Genomic DNA, 19084 nt, shown 5'->3' with positions numbered 1-19084 from the left:
ATGAGCGTGCAGACGTCCAGCGGCACCGGGGCCTTCCGCACCGCCGTCGTCCCGGCGGCGGGTCTGGGCACCCGGTTCCTGCCGACGACCAAGGCCGTGCCGAAGGAGCTGCTCCCCGTCGTCGACACGCCCGGGATCGAGCTGGTCGCCGCGGAGGCCGCCGAGGCCGGCGCACAGCGGCTGCTGATCGTGACCTCCCCCGGCAAGGACTCGGTCGCGGCCTACTTCCGCACCGACGACGAGCTGGTGAAGACCCTGGAGAGCCGCGGCAAGGGCGAGCTGGCCGACAAGGTCCGCCGCGCTCCCGGCCTGCTCGAGGTCGACTCGGTGTACCAGTACGAGCCCAAGGGCCTCGGCCACGCCGTCGCCCAGGCCGGCCCGGCACTGGCCGACGACGAGCAGGCCGTCGCCGTCCTGCTGCCCGACGACCTGGTCCTCCCGACCGGGGTCCTCGCCCGCATGGCGCAGGTCCGCGAGGAGCACGGCGGCAGCGTCCTCTGCGCCTTCGACGTGCCGCGCGAGCAGATCTCGGCCTACGGCGTCTTCGAGGTCTCCGACACCGGCGACGACGACGTCAAGCAGGTCCACGGGATGGTCGAGAAGCCCGCCCCGGACGAGGCTCCGTCGACCTTCGCCGCGGCCGGTCGCTACCTGCTCGACCGTGCGATCTTCGACGCGCTGGACCGGATCACCCCCGGCGCGGGCGGTGAGCTGCAGCTGACCGACGCCGTCGCGCTGCTGATCTCCGAGGGGCACCCGGTACACGTCGTCGTGCACCGCGGCGGCCGCCACGACCTGGGCAACCCCGCCGGGTACGCGCGGGCCTACGTCGACTTCATGCTGCAGCACCCGGAGTACGGCGAGGACCTGCGGACCTGGCTGAACGAGCGACTGAAGGACTGAGAGTGCGCACGGTCACCGATCACCTGTCCCGGATCCTGGACGTGGCGGTGCGCCCGGCCCCGGTGCGCGTCGCGATCACCGACGCGCAGGGGCTGCGCAGCGCCGAGGAGGTCGTCGCGGCGCGTCCGCTGCCGGTCTTCGACCAGGCCGCGATCGACGGCTATGCGGTGCGCAGCGTCGACGTGGCCGGGGCCACCGACGTCTCCCCGGTCACCGTCCCGGTGGTGGGCGAGATCGCCGCCGGATCGCGTCAGCCGCTGCGGCTGCAGCCCGGCCAGGCCGTCCGCGTCGCGGCGGGAGCGCCGCTGCCGACCCTCGCCGACGCCGTCGCACCGCTCGGGTGGACCGACGGCGGCACCGCGCGCCTCACCATCCGCCGCGGCGTGCCGTCGGCCGGCTTCGTGCGCCGGGTGGGGGAGGACGTCCAGTCCGGTGACGTCGCCGTCCGCGAGGGCGACGTCGTCGGCTCGGCCCAGGTCGCGATGCTCGCCGCCGCGGGCCGGGACAAGCTGCTGGTGCACCCGCGGCCGCGGGTCTCGGTCGTCTCGGTCGGCGACGAGCTGGTGGAGGTGAGCCGCTCGGCGTCGTCCGGGCAGGTCGCCGACGTCTGCTCGCACGCCGTGGTCGCCGCCGCCCGCGAGGCGGGCGCGGAGACCAACCGGCCCCGCACCGTCGGCGGCAGCGCCGCGGAGATCCGTGGCGCCGTCGAGGACCTGCTGCCGGCGTCCGAGATCGTCGTGGTCTGCGGTGCGGGCGGCGGGACGACCGCGGCCGAGGCCAAGAGCGGGCTGGCCGACCTCGGTGGCATCGACGACACCCGCGTCGCGATGCACCCCGGTTCCGCGCAGGGCTACGGCCGGCTCGGCCCGGACGCCGTGCCGGTGTTCCTGTTCCCGTCGCACCCGGCGACCGCGCTGGTGCTGTTCGAGGTGTTCGTCCGGCCGCTGATCCGGCTGGCGCTGGGCCAGGAGCCGATGCGGCGCACCTGGACCGCCCGGCTGACCTCCCCGATCGTCTCCCCGGCCGGGCGCCGGTCCTACATCCCGGCGCGGCTGCTGCGCTCCGACGACGGCGGCGAGCTGCTCGCCCAGCCGCTCGGTGTGTCGGGCACCCACCTGCTGGCGGTGCTGTCCGAGGTCAACGCGCTGGCGGTCATCGACGAGGACGTGACCGAGATGACCGTCGGTGAGCACGTCGAGCTGGTTCCCCGCGGGCGGAACTGAGCCGCGTGCCGCCGTCCGCCGTCCCCGAACCGCCCGGCGGTCACCCCGGCTGGCCCGCCGTCCTCGGACCGCTGCGGGTGCGCGGGCACGAGGTGGGGCTGCGCCCGGTGCGGCTGCGCGACGGCGGTGACTGGGCCCGGATCCGGGTGCGCGACGAGCACTTCCTGCGTCCCTGGGAGCCGACGACCCACGGCGGGTGGTCCCGCCGCAACTCCGGGGTGGAGTGGCCCGGCCGCTGGTGGCTGCTGCGCGGGGCCGCCCGGCGCGGGCTGTCGCTGCCGTTCGCGATCACCGTCGACGGGGCGATGGCCGGCCACGTCATGGTCGGCAACGTCGTGCGGGAGCCGCTGCTGTCGGGCTACGTCGGCTACTGGCTCGACTCGACCCTGGGCGGGCGCGGGATCACCACCGCGGCCGTCGCTCTCGTCCTCGACCACTGTTTCGGCCCGGTGCGGCTGCACCGCGTCGAGGCCACGGTCCGCCCGGAGAACGTGGCCAGCATCGCGGTGCTCGCCCGGCTCGGGCTGCGCCGCGAGGGACTGCTGCAGCGCTACCTCGACGTCGACGGCGCCTGGCGCGACCACTACGCCTACGCGGTGACCGCCGAGGAGGTCCCGCCGGGTGGTTTCGCGGCCCGGCTGGTGCGGGACGGACGCGCCTCGCGGGCCTGACCCTGCGCAGCGCCCATACCTCGCCTGATCACTCACCGGAGTCACACGTGTACCGCACGTCCCTGGTTTCGCACCCTCCGTCCGAGGGACCACGGCGCGTCGCGACCCGGGTGCGGAGGTCCGCCCGATTACGGTGATCGGTGGTGGCGCGGATCGGGGCCGTTCCACCGGGTGGACTGCGCCGGTCGGGGGAGGAGGCAGCCGTGCCCAGCTCTCTGATCTTCGTGGGTCTGGTCGTGCTCTGGCTGCTGATCCTCGTTCCGACCGTCGCCCGGCGCCAGCAGGAAGTGGCCCGGCTCAGCCCGGCGCTGCTGTCCGGGCGGGTGCTGGAACGTCCCGCGCGGCATCGACACCCGGAGGTTCTTGTGACACAGCGATCCGGTCCGACCACGGTCGGCGAGCTGGCGGAGGCGCGGGACGACGTCCCCGCTCCCCGTGAGCGCTCCGACGAGGCCGACCAGTACGCCTACGACGACGTCGAGGACACCGAGATCGACGACGAGGGCCGCGTCCGCGGCCCCGGAGGCGACGACCACGACGACCACCTCGTCGGCCACGACGACGCCGATCCCGACGAGCGGGTCCGGTCGGACCGGGAGCGCGACCCCCGGCCCGACGACGACCATGAGCCCGCCGGGCCCGTCGACGCCGACGACGAGCACGGGACCGGCGCCGACGGCCTCGACGAGGTCGACGGCCTCGACGAGGAGGGCTGGTCCCGCCCGCCGGCCCGCTACCGCCCCGGCCGCGGGGGCTTCGACCCCGAGGCCGCCGCCGCGGCCGCGCACGCCAAGTACGCGTTCCGCCAGCGCGTCGTGCTCGGTCTGCTGGTCCTGCTGCTCGCCGCCGGCGCGGCCGCGCTGCTGGTCTCGACGGTGTTCTGGTGGGTCACCGGTGTCGTCGGCGCCGGCCTGGTCGGCTACCTGACCTATCTGCGCCGCCAGGTCCGCATCGAGGAGGGCATCCGGGCCCGCCGCGCCGCACGCCTGGCCGGCACCCGGCAGTCCCCGGCCGCCGACGACCCCGAGCTCGACGAGTGGGCCCACCGCGGCCGCGACGCCTCCGCCGAGGAGCGGGCCGACGACGAGATCCGCGCGACCGCCGCCACCGTCACCACGGGCACCGACGAGGACGACGACTGGACCGCCGACGACGGCGAGCCCACCCGGGTCCGCGGCACCGGCGAGCCGCTGGGTGTGCTCCCGGCCCGCGGACGCACCGTCGAGGGGCCCGTCGGGACCGAGCACGAGTCGTCGCTCCCGCGTCTCGCCGCGGCCCCGCCGCCGCCGGTCCCGGCCGGGACGTCGCTGGTCGACGTGGACGCCGAGGAGGAGCCCGACGAGTTCGACACGGGCACCCCCCACCGGCGTGCGGTGGGCGAATAGGGGTCTGTTAGGGTTCTTCAGGTCAGCCCGCGAGGGCGGGCCTGAGACACCTGGGGCTGTAGCGCAGTTGGTAGCGCGTCTCGTTCGCATCGAGAAGGTCAGGGGTTCGATTCCCCTCAGCTCCACCACCACACGGCCGGACCCGACGGGTCCGGCGACGTGCCGGGCGTGGCGGGTGTCGGCGCCGCGGTCAGCCGTCACCGGCTCGCTCGGCGCCCGGCGGGAGGTCGAGTTCCCCGCCGTCGGTCAGCAGCTCGACCAGCCCCCGCGCCGCGGGGGACAGCGGGCGACGCGGGTCGTGGATCATGCAGATGTCGCGCTGCACCCGCGGTGCCCGCAGGGGGACACCGGCCAGCCCGGCGAAGGCGATCAGGGGCAGCACCAGCGCGGGGACGGCGGTCACGCCGAGACCGGCCGCGACCAGCCCGCCGACGGCCAGGATGTTGCGGGCCTGCACCACCGGTCCGGTCCGGACCCCCACCGCGGCCAGCACCCGGTCGGTGTCGGCGCGGATGCTGCTGCTCGGGTCGAAGACGACGAACGGCCGGCCCTCCAGCGCCGTCCAGGGCACCGCGTCCTCGCGGGCGAGCGGGTCGGTGACCGGGACGACGAGGTGGAACGTGTCGTGGACCAGCGGGGTCGCGTGCAGACCCGCCGGCAGCTCCCGCCCCACGGTCAGGCCGAGGTCGACGCTGCCGTCGCCGACCCGGCCGCGGACCTCCTCGGACAGCCCGTCGAGGACCTCGACCGACACCTCCGGCCGGGTCCGGCGGTAGCGCGCGAGCGCGGCGGGCAGCAGTCCGGCGGCCAGCGAGGGCAGCGCGGCCACCGACACGTGCCCCTGGACCCCGGCGACGTAGCCGGCCAAGTGGGCCATGGCCGTGTCGTGGGTGCCGACGACGTGCCGCGCGAGCTCGACGAAGGCCCGGCCCTCCACCGTCGCCGCCACCTCCCGGGTGGTCCGCCGGAACAGGGCCACACCGACCCTCCGTTCCACCTCCTGCACCGTGCGGGACAGCGAGGACTGGGCGACCCCTGCCCGTGCCGCCGCTCCCGAGAAGCCCCCGGCGTCGGCGACGGCGAGCACGGCGCGGAGCTGCCGGATGTCCAGATCGATGCGTGCCACGCATCAATGTATCGCGAATCGATGTTGGACAGTCAGGTGTCGCGCCCGTCACAGTGGCCCGGCTCCGCCAGAGAGGACCGACGATGGTGACTGTCCTGGGCTTCGTGACGATCGGGCTCATCCTGACCCTGCTGCTGACCCGACGGGTGTCGGCGGTGGTGGCGCTCGCCGGGGTTCCGGTGGTGACCGCTCTGATCGGCGGTTTCGGCCCCGCCGACATCGGGTCGTTCGTCTCCGACGGACTCTCCGGCGTCGTCGGGGTGACCACGATGTTCGTCTTCGCGATCGTGTTCTTCGGCGTCATGCGCGACGCCGGTCTGTTCGACCCGGTCGTCCGCCGGCTCGTGGCCCTGGCCGGCAACGCCCCGACGACGGTGTGCCTGGCGACCACCGCGCTCGCGATGGCCGCCCACCTCGACGGGGCCGGTGCCACGACCTTCCTCATCACTATCCCGGCGATGCTGCCGCTGTTCGACCGGCTCGGGATGAGCCGGGTGACGCTGACCGTGTGCGTCGGCATGGGCGCCGGGGTGATGAACCTGCTGCCGTGGGGCGGCCCGACGGCACGCGCCGCGACGACGGCGGGCGTGGACGCCAACGCGCTGTGGGTCCCGCTGATCCCGGCCCAGCTCGCCGGGATGGTGGCCGCGCTGCTGATCGCCTGGTTCCTCGGCCGCCGCGAGGGTCGTCGCGAGCCGGTGCGTGAGGCGGTCGGTGCGGCCGTCGTGGCGGAGCGGGTCCCCGCCGCGACCGCCATCGGCCCGGAGGCGGGGCCGGGCGGCGCCGGGACCGGGGACGCCGGGGGCGATGCCACGGGTGACACGGCCGGTCACACGGCTGGTGACCCGGACTCCGCCGGGCGGCCCGGCCCGGCGGGTGAGGCCCCGGCCGCGCCGGTCGGGCCGGTCCGGACGGCGGTGAACGTCGCGCTGACCGTGCTCACGGTGGCGGCCCTGGTGAGCGGGCTCGCCCCGCCCGAGGCGGTGTTCCTGTGCGCGGCGATCCTCGCCCTGGTGGTCAACTTCCCGGGGCTGGAGGAGCAGACCGAGCGGATCAACGCCCAGGCCCGCGGCGCCATGCTGATGGCCTCCACCCTGCTGGCGGCCGGGGCGTTCCTGGGCGTCCTGGAGGGAACCGGCATGATCGACGGCATGGCCGCGGCCGTCGCGGGCGCCGTGCCCACCGGGCTCGGTGGCGCGCTCCCGCTGGTCGTCGGCGTCCTCGGGGTTCCGCTGAGCCTGCTGTTCGGCCCGGACGCCTACTACTTCGGCGTGCTCCCGGTCCTGACCGGGGTCGGCGCCGAGTTCGGCGTCGCGGCCGCGGACCTCGCCCGCGCGTCCATCGTCGGGCAGGAGACCGTGGGCTTCCCGATCAGCCCGATGACGGGCTCGTTCTACCTGCTCGTCGGCCTGGCGGGGGTCGACATCGGCCGGCACATCCGCGCGCTGTTCGGCTGGGCGTGGCTGATCAGCCTCGTCATGCTCGCGGTCGCTCTGCTGACCGGGGCGGTGGCGCTCGCATGAGGACGCGGATCGGCGCCGGCGCGGGCTTCGCCGGGGACCGCATCGACCCCGCGGTGCGCCTGGTCGAGCACGGGGACCTCGACCACATCGTCTTCGAGTGCCTCGGCGAGCGGACGGTCGCCGCGGGCACGCTGCGCCGCCTGACCGACCCGGACAGCGGGTACGACCCGCTGCTGGCCGCGCGGCTGCACGCGGTCCTGCCCGCCGCCCGCTCGCGGGGGACCGGGATCGTCACCAACTCCGGTGCCGCGCACCCGGTGGCGGCCGCCCGCGTCGCCGCCGGTGTCGTCCGGCGGACCGGCTGCGGGCCGGTGCGGGTCGGCGTCGTGACCGGCGACGACGTGCTGGACGCGGTGCTCGCGGCGGACCCGTTCGTCGACGGCACCGGGCGGCCGGTTTCGGACGGGCCCGTGCCGGTCTCCGCGCACGCCTACCTCGGCGCCGAGCCGGTCACCGAGGCGCTCGGGGCGGGGGCGGACCTCGTCGTGACCGGGCGGGTGGCCGACCCCTCGCTCTACCTGGGGACGCTGCGCCACAGCCTCGGCTGGGATGCCGGCGACCCCGCCGCCACCGCCACCGGCACCGTGGTCGGCCACCTGCTGGAGTGCGCCGGGCAGCTCACCGGCGGCTACTTCGCCGACCCGCCGACCAAGCCGGTGCCGGGCCTGGCGCGGCTGGGGTTCCCCTTCGCCGACGTCGGCCGCGACGGCGGGGTCGTGCTGGGGAAGCTCCCCCGCGACGGTGGCCGGCTCGACCGGCGCACCTGCACCGAGCAGCTGCTCTACGAGGTCGACGACCCGTCGTCCTACGTCACCCCGGACGTCGTCGCGGACTTCTCCGGGGTCGTGTTCGACGAGACCGGCCCGGACCGGGTACGGGTGTCGGGGGCGTCCGGGCGGGCCCGGCCGGACCGGCTGAAGGTGACGCTCGGCTACCGCGGCGGCTGGGTGGGCGATGGCCAGATCAGCTATGCCGGTCCGCGGTGCCTGGACCGGGCCCGGCTGGCCGGTGACGTCGTGCGGGAACGCCTGCGCGAGGTGCACGGATTCGACGACGGCGACGTGGAGGTCGAGTACCTCGGGGCGGGCGCCGCGCACCGCGGGCTCGCGGGGCCCGGCGACCCGGTGGAGGTGCGGCTGCGCGTCGCGGCCCGTGCGCCCGACCGGGAGAGGGCGGGGCTCGTCGGGTGGGAGGTCGAGTCGCTCTACACCAACGGGCCCGCGGCCGGCGGAGGAGCACGGTCCGCGGTGACCGAACAGGTCGTCGTGCGGTCCTGCCTGCTCGACCGGGACCTCGTGCGGCCCCGTGTCGACGTCGAGGAGGTGCGCTGATGCGCGTCGACGACCTGGCCGACGTCCGGGCCGGCGACAAGGGTGACACGCTCATGCTGGTCGTCGTGCCGCGCGACGACGCCGCCTGGGAGGTGCTGCGCTCGCGGCTGACCGCCGACGTCGTCCGCGCCCGGTTCGGCCCCGCGGTGACCGGCCCGGTGGACCGGCACGAGGTCCCCGGTCTGCCCGCACTGGTCTTCCGGGTCCCCGGCGTGCTGGCCGGGGGCGTCACCGGGTCGCTGACCCTCGACGGCCACGGCAAGACCCTGTCCTCGCACCTGGCCGGGGCCGAGCTCGGGTGAGGGGTCAGGCGGTGTGGGTCAGCGTGGCGGCCGTCCCGGTCGCGGCGGCCGGCAGCAGCACCTCCACCGTCGCCCGGCCCAGGACCGGCACCCGGCCCGCCCGCAGCCGGGCCCGGGTGGCCCCGCCCAGCGCGGCGGCCCCGGCCGGCAGCACCGTCTTCGCCGGCACCAGGCCGCCGTAGGCGGTCGTCACCACCCCGACGGTGACCCGAGCCGAGCGGTCGCGGCGATCAGCCCGGAGTCCGCCGACCCACAGCAGTGCGGCGGCCACGTGGGCCACGATCGCGGGCGCTGCGGACGCGGCCGCCGCCACGGGTTGTGGTCGCTGCGGATGTGCCGGGATATCGCAAAGATTCTCGTCAATCGTGACGATGTTCGTGCGGTGCCGCCCGTCGTCTGTGGCCCATCGTGATCGCCGATCCGATAATCGCCGGGTGACCGAAACCTCCGACGGTCGTCGCCCCGACTCCCCGGACCTGTTCTGCAGTGACTTCGCCGCGGTGCTCGACGCCCGCGGCGTGTCCGTCCGTGAGGCCGCCGAACGCTCGAACTGGAGCAAGAGTGCGATCGGCAACGCCCGCACGGGACCCCGCCTGCCCCGCGGCGACCTGGTGACGACGGTGCTCGCCGCCGTGGGAGTACCCGCGCCGGAGGTGCGGGAGTGGGCGCGCCGGCACGCGGCGCTGGCCGCGGCCCCCGCGTCGCCCACCACGGCTCCGGCGAGGCTCTCGGCGACCGGCTCCGCGGACGTCGCAGCACCGGCGATGGGGGCACATGCGGCCCGGGCTGCGACGGAGACCCCGGGAACGGGCGGGGCGGTGCCTCCCGCGGCCGCCGGGGGAACGGAACCGACGAGCGTGGCCGCCGGGGGGACGGAACCGACGAGCGTGGCTGCCGGGGGGACGGAACCGATGGGCACGGAGGACGCGAGACGTACGGCGCGGGCGGTGGTCGTCGCCGTCCTGGCCACGGCCCTGGTCGCGGGCGGCGCCGGCTGGCTCGCCGCCCGGACCCTCGGAGCGCCGGCCGCGGCGTCGGCGGGGACGGCCGTCGTCACGGTGCAGAACAAGGTCGCGCTCGGCGCGGAGGACCTCGTCGAGGACTCCGGGCCCGCCTACCTCTCGTCACGGGCGATCGCGTTCTGCGGTTCCCGGGGCTGCAAGGAGGTCGGCACCGACGTCGTCAGCGGGGCGATGCTGCCCGCCACCTGCACGGTCGTCGGTGAGCGGATGTGGAACCACAACCTCGACTCGCCCGCCGCGCACAACCCGCACCGGGTCGAGTCCGCGCTCTGGTACCGCGTGACCTGGCCGGACGGGCGCTCCGGCTACCTCTCGGAGGTGTACCTGGAGCCGGGGTCCCGTGGTGGTCTCGGACTCCCGGCCTGCGGCTGATGCCACGCAGGAGCACTCCGGCGACGTGAGCGAGGAGCGGCTGGACCTGCTCGACCGCGACGTGCTGTTCGCCAACGGCGCGACCGAGCAGCAGATGACGGCGTCGATCAGGCGGTGTGGGTCAGGGTCGCGGCGACCCCGGTCGCCGCGACCAGCACGAGGACCTCCACCGCCGCCCACACCAGCACCGGCAGCCGCCCGGCGCGCAGCCGGGCCCGCGTCGCGCCGCCCAGCGCGGCGGCGCAGGCCAGCAGCACGACCTTGGTGAGGACGACCGCGCCGTAGGCCGTCGTGACCAGGTCGGTGGGTGAGGTCAGCCGCGCGGTGGCGGCGAGCAGCCCGGTCACCCCCAGCACGACGACGGCGGCGAGCGCGAGCCGGGAGAACCGGGGCACCGCGACGGTGCGCACGTCGGCGTCGCGGGCGGTGACCAGCAGCGCGCCGAGCCCGCCCACCCACAGCAGCGCCGCCGCGACGTGGGCGACGACCGCCGGCACCGCGTACGCCGCGACCGTCGACGCCGCGGTGTGCCCGGTCGCCGCGGGCGCCGCCGCCGCGACGACGACCACCATCAGCGCCAGCACCGCGGGCCCCGGACCGGCGCCCGGCCGGGCCGGCCGCGACCCGGCGACGCCGATCAGCGCGAGCACCGCGGCCAGCGCCACCAGCTGGCCGGTCCCGGCACGCGGACCGGCCAGGAAACCCAGCAGGTCCGGGCCGCGCACGTCGGCGAGCCCGCGCCCGGACACGACCGCGCCCCGGACGAACGTCTCGACCAGCAGCACCCCGAGCCAGAGCGGCGCGACGGTCGTCAGGACCCGGTCGGCGCCGGGAACCCGGTCGGGTGCGAGCAGCGCGACCAGCGCCGCACCCGCCGCGACCACCGCGGCCAGGTCCGCCGCGGCCCGCACGACCGTCCGGGCCAGGTCGAGCGCGACGCCGTCCGGCCCGATGCCACCGGTGACCCCGGCGACGACGACCGCGGCCCCCACCAGCACGGCGACCCACCCGGCGACCGCGGGCGCGGGCTCGCGGACCGGGTCGCGGAGGACGCCGCCGCCGGGGGAGGTCCCGTCGATGGTCAGGCCCGCGACCGGCGCAGCGCGAACACGGCCCCGGCCCCGATCACGACGACGGCGAGCACCACCCACGGCCAGACCGGGGCGCCGCCGTCGTCGGCTGCGGCGGGGATGGTCTGCGGCGCGGTCTCCGGCGCGGCGGCCGTCGGGGCTGCGGCGGCGGGTGCGGGGGTCGTAGCGGCCGCGCCGGGGCCGGGGGAGGTCAGGGTGAACGGCACCGTGCCCGAGACGGGGTGGCCGTCGTCGGAGACCACCCGGTAGGTGACCGTGTACGTACCAGCCGCGCCGAGCGGGCGCAGCGGGACGGTGAGGGTGGCGCCCTCGCCGGTGGCGGAGCCCGCCGCGTGGTCGGTGCCGTCCGGGCCGGTCACCGAGACCGTCGCGTCGGCGGCCGCGATCTCTTCGGAGAAGGTCAGCGACACCGACGTCGGCGCGGTGCCCACCTGCGAGTTCGCGGCGGGCGAGCTGGACTCGAGCTCGGTGTGCGCCCAGGCCGGGGCGGCCCCGGCGACCAGGGCGAGCAGTACGGCGGGGAGGGCGACCGCGAGGCGGCGGAGAACGGGGCTCACGCCGGAGTCGTCGTCGCCGCTGCCTCCGCGGTTCCGTGCCTCACCCGGACGGAGCAACGTCTCAGCGCCACGACGGCAGCCACAGCTCGGCCTGCCAGTGCGCCGTGGTGATCGGGTCGCCGACCAGGATCGGCCACAGCCAGACGAAGTTGACCCCGATCAGCGCCACCCACGTCGCGACCACGAGCAACCCGTTCCGTCGCCGTCGCGCGCTCATCCGGGAGTGGCCCAGCATCTGCCCCATCGCCAGCACGACGCCCAGCACGAGGAACGGCACCACCGGCATCATGTAGAAGAAGTACATCTGCCGGTCGAGGTTGAGGAACCACGGCAGGAAGCCCGCGCCGTAGCCGATGAGCACCGCCGTCCAGCGCCAGTCCACCCGGGTCACGGCCCGCCACAGACCCCAGAGCAGCACCGGGATCGCCGGCCACCACAGCGCGGGCGTTCCGATGAGCATGACCGCCGAGACGCACTCGGTCTCTCCGCAGCCGGTGGCGTCGTCGGCGTAGCGGTAGAGCATCGGCCGCAGCCCCATCGGCCAGGTCCAGGGCTTGGACTCCCACGGGTGCGCGCCCGCCGACTGGGTCGTCAGGTTCTCGTGGAAGGCGAGGGCCTGGCCGTGGTAGTACCAGAGCGAGCGCAGTGCGTCGGGCAGCCAGGCGAACGCGCCGCCGGTGCCGATCTCCCGGCCGACCTGGTGCCGGTCGATGCCGGTCTCGCTGCCGAACCACGCCCACCAGGACCCGACGTAGGTCAGCACCGGGACCAGCGCGAGCGCCCACAGCGCGGGGGCGACGTCGCGGACCATCGTGCCCACCCACGGCCGGGTGACGCCGGCGCGGCGGCGCACCGACACGTCCCACAGCACGCAGAGCACCCCGAACGCGGCGACGTAGTAGGCGCCGTTCCACTTCACCGCGCCGGCCAGGCCGAGTGAGACGCCCGCGGCGAGGCGCCACCAGCGCACCCCCCACCGCGGGCCCCAGACGGTGTCGCCGACCCGCCCCTGCGCGACGACCCGTGCCATCCGGGAGCGGACGTCGTCGCGGTCGGCGAGCAGCGCGGCGAACGCGGCCACCACGAACAGCGCGGAGAAGACGTCGAGCATCCCCATCCGAGACTGCACGTGCGACAGCCCGTCCGCGCACAGCAGCAGCCCCGCCAGCCCGCCCAGTGCGGTCGAGCGGGTCAGCCGACGCCCGGCCCGCACCACCAGCAGCACCGTGAGCACCCCGGCCAGCGCGGCCGAGACCCGCCAGCCGACACCGTCGTAGCCGAACACCATCTGGCCCAGCGCGATCAGCTGTTTCGCCAGCGGCGGGTGGACGATCTTCTCGTAGCCGGGGTTGGACTCCACCCCGCCGTTGCGGACCATGTCCCAGGCCTGGGGGACGTAGTGCTTCTCGTCGAAGACCGGCGTGCCGCGGTCGGTCGGCTCGCCCAGGTCGTAGAACCGCAGCAGCGCCGCGACGAGCACGACGCCCGCGGTCACCAGCCACCCGCGCAGCCGGTCCGACGGCGGCGGCGCCCCGAGCCGGGCGGCCGGGCCGGGATCGGCGCGGCGCAGCGGGGGCGGGGTGCCGCGCGGGGTCAGCCCGGGTTCCGGGGCCGCCCCGGCGACCCGGCTCCCGGCGTCGGCGGTCGTGGAGGCCATCGCCGCCGATCGTAGGCTGGTCCGTGTGACTCCCGCCCCCGACTCCACGCCCGACACGGCCCGGTCCACCGGACGCCTGGTGCTGGCCGCGACCCCGCTGGGCGACCCGCGGGACGCCTCGCCGCGACTGCGGGAGCTCATCGCCACCGCCGACGTGATCGCCGCCGAGGACACCCGCCGGTTCCGCACCCTCGCCGCGGCGCTGCCGGTCACGTACACGGGCCGGATCGTCAGCCACTACGACGCGGTCGAGGCCGAGCGGCTCCCCGGCCTGCTGGCCGCGGTCCGCGACGGCGCGACCGTGCTGGTCGTCTCCGACGCCGGGATGCCCGCGGTGTCCGACCCGGGCTACCGGCTCGTCGCCGCGGCCGCCGCGGAGGACCTCCCGGTCACCTGCGCGCCCGGCCCGTCCGCGGTGACCACGGCGCTGGTCCTGTCCGGCCTGCCGTGCGAGCGGTTCTGCTTCGACGGCTTCCCGCCGCGCCGCTCCGGCGAGCGCCGCCGGTGGCTGGGGACCCTGCGCGACGAGCGCCGCGCCGTGGTGTTCTTCGAGTCGCCGCGCCGGACCGCGGACACCCTCGCCGACGCCGTCGCGGTGCTGGGGGAGTCCCGCCGTGCCGCGGTGTGCCGGGAGCTGACCAAGACCCACGAGCAGGTCGTGCGCGGCACCCTGGCCGAGCTGCACACCTGGGCCACCTCCGGCGACGTGCTCGGCGAGGTGACCGTGGTGCTGGCCGGCGCCGAGGTCCGGGAGGCGCCGCCGGTGGAGTCGCTGGTCGACGCCGTCCGGGAGCGCACCGACGACGGCGAGCGTCTCAAGGACGCCGTCGCCGCCGTCGCCGAGGCCGCGGGCGTGCCGAAGCGGGACCTCTACAACGCGACCCTCGCCGCCCGGGACTGACTCGGCGGGCGGGTCAGGCCGTCGCGGGGGTGCGGGTCGGGATCGCCCGCATGACGGGCTCGACGTAGCGGGCGGCGATCGGGCCGAGCACCGCCATGATCAGCACGTAGGCCGTGGCCAGCGCGGACAGCTCGGCGGGCACGGCGGCGTAGCCGACGGCCAGCCCGGCGATGACGATCGAGAACTCCCCGCGGGCGATCAGCGCGGCCCCGGCGCGGGCCCGGCCCATCCGCCCGATCCGTGCGCGCTTCGCCGCCCACCAGCCCGTCGCGTACTTGGTCGCGGCCGTCGACACGGCGAGCACGAGCGCCCAGCCGAGCACCGGCGGGATGGCCCGCGGGTCGGTCGAGAGGCCGAACACCACGAAGAACACCGCGGCGAACAGGTCCCGCAGCGGCTCCAGCAGCTTCGTCGCGTTCTCCGCGGTCGAGCCGGAGATCGCGATGCCCAGCAGGAACGCGCCCACCGCGGCGGACACCTGCATGGCCTGGGCGAACCCGGCGACCAGCAGCGCGGCGCCGAGCACCTTGAGCAGGAACACCTCGCGGTCGTCGGAGTCGACGACGGCCGAGACGTAGCGGCCGTAGCGCAGGGCCACGACCAGCACCACCGAGATCACCGCGAGCGACACCGCGACCGCACTGATCCCGCCCCACAGCGTCACGCCGAGCAGCAGCGCCGTGAGGATCGGCAGGTAGAGCGCCATCACCAGGTCCTCGAAGACCAGCACCGACAGCACCACCGGCGTCTCCCGGTTGCCGAGCCGGCCCAGGTCCGACAGCACCTTCGCGACGATCCCGGAGGAGGAGATGTAGGTGACCCCGCCCAGCACCATCGCCCCGACCGTGCCCCAGCCCAGGATCAGCGCGACGGCGACGCCGGGCGCGGCGTTGAGCACGATGTCGACGATCCCGGCGGTCCACGACCGTTTCAGGCCGGTGACGAGCTCGACCGCGGAGTACTCGAGCCCGAGCAGCAGGAGCAGCAGGACGACGCCGACCTCGCCGGCCAGCGAGGTGAAGTCGCCGATGTCGCCCAGCGGGATGACGCCGCCCGCGCCGAATGCGAGGCCGCCGAGCAGGTAGAGCGGGATGGGGGACAGGCCGATCCGCTGGGCGAGCCTGCCGAGCAGGCCGAGCCCGAAGAAGACGGCGCCGAGTTCGAGCAGTTCGAGTGCGGTGTGGTCCACGACTACCGGGGCGGCCTCAGCCGCGCGCGAGGATGTCGGCGGCCTGCTCCAGCTTCTCGGCCGTCCCGACGGCGATCACGATGTCCCCCGCGGCCAGCACGTGGTCCGGCGTCGGTGACGGGATCACCTGGCCCGCGCGCATGATCGCGACCACCGACACCTGGGTGCGGGTGCGCAGCGCGGTGTCGCCGAGCGGGCGGCCGTCGAACGGGCTGTTGAGCTTGATCGGCATCTTGCGGGTGGTGATGCCCGGGAGGTCCGCGTGCTCGTCCTTCAGCTGGTTGACCAGCTGCGGGGCGCCGAGCAGGTTCGCCAGGGCGCCCGCCTCCTCGGTGGTCAGCGGCAGCTCCGCGACGCAGGCGTCCGGGTCGTCGGCACGGGAGAGGATCAGGTCGATCTTCCCGTCGCGGTGCGCGATGACCCCGACCCGGCGGCCGCTGCGCAGCTCGATCTCCTTCCGCACCCCGATCCCGGGCAGCGGCGTCACGTCGACGTTCACCCCCGCAACGGTACGCCGCGCACACCGGCCGTCGGAAACACGCTCGTGACCGGCGCCGCCGAATGACCGGGGCCGCCCGGGGGTAGCCGGGAGTCATGCCTTCGGACCTGCCCCCGCACGTGATCGTGCTGTTCGGCGCCACCGGCGACCTGGCGAAGCGCAAGCTCTTCCCGGGGCTGCTCCACCTGCAGAACGAGGGGCTGCTCCCCGAGGACTTCCGGGTGATCGGGTCCGGCCGGCACTCGCCCGGCTCCGACGAGGAGTTCCGCGACCGCATCCGCGAGGCGCTGTCCGACGACACCGGCTGGGACGACTTCGCGCCGCGCCTGAGCTTCGTCGTCTCCGACGCCGACGACGGCGCCGACCTCGCCGACGCGGTGCAGCGCGCGGAGAAGGACCTCGGCTCCGGCGACGTGCGCCGGCTCGTCTACCTCTCCGTGCCGCCGACCGCGATGACCCCGATGGTCGCGATGCTGGGGGAGACCGGCATCGCCGAGCGCTCCCGGCTGGTGCTGGAGAAGCCGTTCGGCACCGACCTGGAGTCCGCGAAGGAGCTGAACGCGGGCCTGAAGGACGTCTACGACGAGGCCGACATCTTCCGCATCGACCACTTCCTCGGCAAGGAGTCGGTGCAGAACATCCTCGCGCTGCGCTTCGCCAACGGCCTGTTCGAGCCGGTGTGGAACCGGCAGAACATCCGCTACGTGCAGATCGACGTCCCCGAGGAGATCGGGATCGAGGGCCGGGCGTCGTTCATGGAGTCCACCGGCACGTTCCGCGACATGATCTCCACCCACCTGTTCCAGATCCTCGGGTTCGTCGCGCTGGAGCCGCCGTACGAGATCGCGCCGGACGCGCTGCACGCGGAGAAGGCGAAGGTGTTCGGATCGATCCGCCCGCTCGACCCGTCGCGGGTGGTGTTCGGCCAGTACGCCTCCTACCGCGACGAGGAGGGCGTCGCCGACGACTCGGAGTCCGAGACGTTCGTCGCGCTGGAGACCTACGTCGACAACTGGCGCTGGTTCGGCGTCCCGTTCTTCCTGCGCACCGGCAAGGCGATGGGCGCGACCCGGCGCACCGTGACGATCGGCTTCGACGAGCCGGCGCTGACCATGTTCCCGGGCGGGTCGTTCACGGGCGATGCCCACGACGGGCCGCCCACCGAGCTCGTGATCGAGCTGGCCGACCAGGTGTCGGCCGAGCTCGACGTCCGGGCGAAGGTCCCCGGCCCGGAGCTGAGGGTCGGCCGCGGCCGGATGCGGCTGGACCTCGACAGTGTCGGTGACCCCGACGACGCGCTGGAGGCCTACGAGCGGCTGCTCCTGGACGTCATGAAGGGGGACCGCACGCTGTTCACCACGACCGAGGAGGTCGAGCGGCTCTGGGAGCTGTGCGACCCGGTGCTCGCCGACCCGCCGCGGACGCAGACCTACTCCGACGGGTCCTGGGGCCCGCAGGACGCGCTCGACCTGCCCGGCCCGCGCGGCTGGCGGGTGCCGGAGTGAGCCCCTCGCGCAGCGAGCGCTACCTCCCGATCGCCGAGCACGGGATCATCGGCGACCTGCGCTCCGCGGCGCTCGTCGGCACCGACGGCACCGTCGACTGGTTCTGCCCGGGCCGGTTCGACGCGCCCAGCGTGTTCGCCTCGCTGCTCGACACCGACCGCGGCGGGCACTGGCGGCTCGCGCCGTGCGTCGACGAGACCGAGCTCGCCAGCCAGCAGCAGTTCTACTACCCCGACTCCAACATCCTCATCACCCGATTCCTCACCGCCGACGGCATCGTCGAGGTGCAGGACCTCATGGTGGTGCTGCGCCCGCACGACCCCGACCACCGCCAGCGGCTCGTCCGCCGGGTGACCGGGGTCCGCGGGTCGGTGCCGATGACCGTCGAGGTGGTCCCGCGACCCGACTACGCCCGGGAGACCCCGAAGGTCGAGAGCGCGGGCGCCGGCATCCGCTTCACCGGCAGCGGCGTCACCCTGGACCTGACGTCGTCGGTGGAGCTGGAGATCACCGACCACGCCGCGGGCGCGGAGTTCCGCACCGCCGAGGGGCGCACCGAGGTGTTCGTGCTGGAGGTGGACGCGACCGGGGAGCCGACCGCCTGCGACGACGCCGCGGAGGCCCTGTTCACCGGGACCGTCTCGTTCTGGAAGGACTGGCTGGCGCACTCGTCGTACACCGGGCGGTGGCGTGAGCGTGTGCACCGCTCTGCGCTCACCCTCAAGCTGCTCACCCACGAGCCGACCGGCGCGGTGATCGCGTCGCCGACGATGGGGCTGCCCGAGCAGCTGGGCGGCGAGCGGAACTGGGACTACCGCTACGTCTGGATGCGCGACGCCGCGTTCACCCTCTACGCGCTGCTGCGGCTCGGGTTCACCGAGGAGGCGGGCGCGTTCATCGGCTGGCTGTCGGGCCGGTTCGGGAGCACCCGCGACGGGGACCAGGGCCCGCTGCGCGTCATGTACACGATCGACGGCGACGAGACCCCCGACGAGGTCGAGCTCGACCACCTCGACGGCTACCGCGGCTCGCGCCCGGTGCTGGCCGGGAACGGGGCGTCGGCGCAGCTCCAGCTCGACATCTACGGCGAGATCATCGACTCGGTCTACCTGTACGACAAGTACGGCGACGGCGTCGGCCACGAGGACTGGACGAACCTCTGCACGATCCTCGACTGGCTGCGCGAGCACTGGGACTCCCCGGACGAGGGCATCTGGGAGACCCGTGCGGGCCGCCAGGACCACGTGTTCTCCCGGCTCATGTGCTGGGTCGCGGTCGAGCGGATGATCCGGATGGCGCGCCGGCGCGGCCTGCCCGGCGACGTCGGGGCCTGGACCACCACCCGCGACGAGATCTACCACCAGATCATGGACCGCGGCTGGAACCCCGACGTGGGGCCGCGCGGGTCGTTCGTGCAGCGCTACGGCGCGACCACGCTGGACGCCTCGGTGCTGCTCATGCCGATGGTGAAGTTCTGCGCGCCCACCGAGCCGCGGTTCCTGGCGACCCTGGACGCGATCAACGACGACCTCGTCGTCGACACCCTGGTGTTCCGCTACGACGTCGAGGACTCGCCGGACGGTCTCGACGGCGAGGAGGGCACGTTCTCGATGTGCTCGTTCTGGAACGTCGAGGCGATGACCAGGGCCGGACGCCTGGAACAGGCCCGGATCGCGCTGGAGAAGATGTTCTCCTACGGCAACCACCTGGGCCTCTACGCCGAGGAGATCGGCCTGACCGGGGAGCAGCTGGGCAACTTCCCGCAGGCCTTCACCCACCTGTCGCTGATCAGCTCCGCGATCAACCTGGACCGGGCGCTGGGATGAG

At 74.9% G+C, this 19084-nt stretch carries 18 protein-coding genes and 1 tRNA gene; 12 read left to right on the top strand and 7 right to left on the bottom strand.

Annotation, left to right across the window (positions count from 1 at the left end):
• The 5 genes from DMP15_RS26490 (at position 1) to DMP15_RS26470 (ending at position 4310) form a co-directional block, all read left to right on the top strand.
• Positions 1 to 903 carry a UTP--glucose-1-phosphate uridylyltransferase gene (locus DMP15_RS26490; protein WP_100879580.1) on the top strand — a complete coding sequence of 301 codons (903 nt, stop codon included), beginning with the start codon at positions 1 to 3 and terminating at the stop codon, positions 901 to 903.
• Between the two features lie 2 nt (positions 904 to 905).
• Positions 906 to 2126 carry a molybdotransferase-like divisome protein Glp gene (glp, locus tag DMP15_RS26485; protein ID WP_337826612.1) on the top strand — a complete coding sequence of 407 codons (1221 nt, stop codon included), beginning with the start codon at positions 906 to 908 and terminating at the stop codon, positions 2124 to 2126.
• Positions 2127 to 2131: 5 nt separating this feature from the next.
• A complete protein-coding gene (locus tag DMP15_RS26480; protein WP_301549105.1) occupies positions 2132 to 2797 on the top strand; it encodes a GNAT family N-acetyltransferase in 666 nt (221 codons plus the stop codon).
• Positions 2798 to 3000: 203 nt separating this feature from the next.
• Positions 3001 to 4182, top strand: a complete 1182-nt coding sequence (sepX, locus tag DMP15_RS26475) for a divisome protein SepX/GlpR (protein WP_357458742.1) — start codon at positions 3001 to 3003, stop codon at positions 4180 to 4182.
• 52 nt (positions 4183 to 4234) lie between these two features.
• Positions 4235 to 4310 (top strand) — tRNA-Ala (locus DMP15_RS26470).
• A 62-nt stretch (positions 4311 to 4372) separates the two neighbouring features.
• On the opposite strand, the gene DMP15_RS26465 is transcribed toward DMP15_RS26470, so the two are convergent.
• The gene (locus DMP15_RS26465) at positions 4373 to 5308 is read right to left on the bottom strand and encodes a LysR family transcriptional regulator (protein WP_253068819.1); all 936 of its coding nucleotides are present in this window, start codon (positions 5306 to 5308) and stop codon (positions 4373 to 4375) included.
• A gap of 83 nt (positions 5309 to 5391) precedes the next feature.
• Here DMP15_RS26465 and DMP15_RS26460 point away from each other — a divergent pair, with 83 nt between their 5' ends.
• From DMP15_RS26460 to DMP15_RS26450, 3 genes are read left to right on the top strand one after another with little or no spacing between them, the layout of a single operon-like run.
• The gene (locus DMP15_RS26460; RefSeq protein ID WP_073577600.1) at positions 5392 to 6831 is read left to right on the top strand and encodes a CitMHS family transporter; all 1440 of its coding nucleotides are present in this window, start codon (positions 5392 to 5394) and stop codon (positions 6829 to 6831) included.
• Complete coding sequence (locus DMP15_RS26455) at positions 6828 to 8162, top strand: acyclic terpene utilization AtuA family protein (protein WP_073577601.1); 1335 nt, start codon at positions 6828 to 6830, stop codon at positions 8160 to 8162. Before DMP15_RS26460 ends, DMP15_RS26455 begins: the two co-directional genes overlap by 4 nt.
• Positions 8162 to 8464: an AtuA-related protein gene (locus tag DMP15_RS26450; RefSeq protein WP_073577602.1), complete on the top strand. Its 303-nt coding sequence runs from the start codon at positions 8162 to 8164 to the stop codon at positions 8462 to 8464. Before DMP15_RS26455 ends, DMP15_RS26450 begins: the two co-directional genes overlap by 1 nt.
• 4 nt (positions 8465 to 8468) lie before the next feature.
• Here the strand turns inward: DMP15_RS26450 and DMP15_RS26445 are convergent, their stop codons facing one another.
• Positions 8469 to 8735 carry a hypothetical protein gene (locus DMP15_RS26445; RefSeq protein WP_337826610.1) on the bottom strand — a complete coding sequence of 89 codons (267 nt, stop codon included), beginning with the start codon at positions 8733 to 8735 and terminating at the stop codon, positions 8469 to 8471.
• Positions 8736 to 8898: 163 nt separating this feature from the next.
• On the opposite strand from DMP15_RS26445, the gene DMP15_RS26440 reads away from it, so the two are divergent.
• Positions 8899 to 9858, top strand: coding sequence for a helix-turn-helix domain-containing protein (locus tag DMP15_RS26440; protein ID WP_073577604.1), 960 nt, complete (start codon positions 8899 to 8901; stop codon positions 9856 to 9858).
• 107 nt (positions 9859 to 9965) lie between these two features.
• Here DMP15_RS26440 and DMP15_RS26435 read toward each other — a convergent pair whose 3' ends face one another.
• The 3 genes from DMP15_RS26435 to DMP15_RS26425 form a co-directional block, all read right to left on the bottom strand.
• Positions 9966 to 11009 (bottom strand): CopD family protein, encoded by a 1044-nt coding sequence (locus DMP15_RS26435; protein WP_073577605.1) that lies wholly within the window; start codon positions 11007 to 11009, stop codon positions 9966 to 9968.
• The gene (locus DMP15_RS26430) at positions 10940 to 11506 is read right to left on the bottom strand and encodes a copper resistance CopC family protein (protein WP_073577606.1); all 567 of its coding nucleotides are present in this window, start codon (positions 11504 to 11506) and stop codon (positions 10940 to 10942) included. Before DMP15_RS26430 ends, DMP15_RS26435 begins: the two co-directional genes overlap by 70 nt.
• Positions 11507 to 11567: 61 nt before the next feature.
• Complete coding sequence (locus DMP15_RS26425) at positions 11568 to 13163, bottom strand: dolichyl-phosphate-mannose--protein mannosyltransferase (protein ID WP_083659017.1); 1596 nt, start codon at positions 13161 to 13163, stop codon at positions 11568 to 11570.
• 25 nt (positions 13164 to 13188) lie between these two features.
• Here DMP15_RS26425 and rsmI point away from each other — a divergent pair, with 25 nt between their 5' ends.
• Entirely contained in the window at positions 13189 to 14064 is an 876-nt protein-coding gene (gene rsmI / locus DMP15_RS26420) for a 16S rRNA (cytidine(1402)-2'-O)-methyltransferase (protein WP_337826609.1), read from the top strand.
• 13 nt (positions 14065 to 14077) lie between these two features.
• Here rsmI and DMP15_RS26415 read toward each other — a convergent pair whose 3' ends face one another.
• Together DMP15_RS26415 and DMP15_RS26410 are read right to left on the bottom strand one after the other, a co-directional pair.
• Positions 14078 to 15253, bottom strand: a complete 1176-nt coding sequence (locus DMP15_RS26415) for a cation:proton antiporter domain-containing protein (protein ID WP_161152873.1) — start codon at positions 15251 to 15253, stop codon at positions 14078 to 14080.
• A gap of 16 nt (positions 15254 to 15269) precedes the next feature.
• The gene (locus DMP15_RS26410) at positions 15270 to 15752 is read right to left on the bottom strand and encodes a cation:proton antiporter regulatory subunit (RefSeq protein WP_073577611.1); all 483 of its coding nucleotides are present in this window, start codon (positions 15750 to 15752) and stop codon (positions 15270 to 15272) included.
• A gap of 95 nt (positions 15753 to 15847) precedes the next feature.
• Between DMP15_RS26410 and zwf the strand changes: the two genes are divergently transcribed.
• Both zwf and DMP15_RS26400 read left to right on the top strand, forming a co-directional pair.
• Positions 15848 to 17257 carry a glucose-6-phosphate dehydrogenase gene (gene zwf, locus DMP15_RS26405; protein ID WP_179761088.1) on the top strand — a complete coding sequence of 470 codons (1410 nt, stop codon included), beginning with the start codon at positions 15848 to 15850 and terminating at the stop codon, positions 17255 to 17257.
• Positions 17254 to 19083, top strand: coding sequence for a glycoside hydrolase family 15 protein (locus DMP15_RS26400; protein WP_179761087.1), 1830 nt, complete (start codon positions 17254 to 17256; stop codon positions 19081 to 19083). The genes zwf and DMP15_RS26400 overlap by 4 nt, the downstream gene beginning before the upstream one ends.
• The last annotated feature ends 1 nt before the right edge of the window (position 19084 follow it).

The sequence above is a fragment of the Pseudonocardia sp. UM4_GMWB1 genome, from assembly GCF_017312155.1.
In the GTDB taxonomy this organism is placed as follows: Bacteria; Actinomycetota; Actinomycetes; order Mycobacteriales; family Pseudonocardiaceae; genus Pseudonocardia; species Pseudonocardia alni.
Note: the sequence above shows the minus strand (reverse complement) of the source record. Positions and strands in the feature narration are given on the sequence as shown.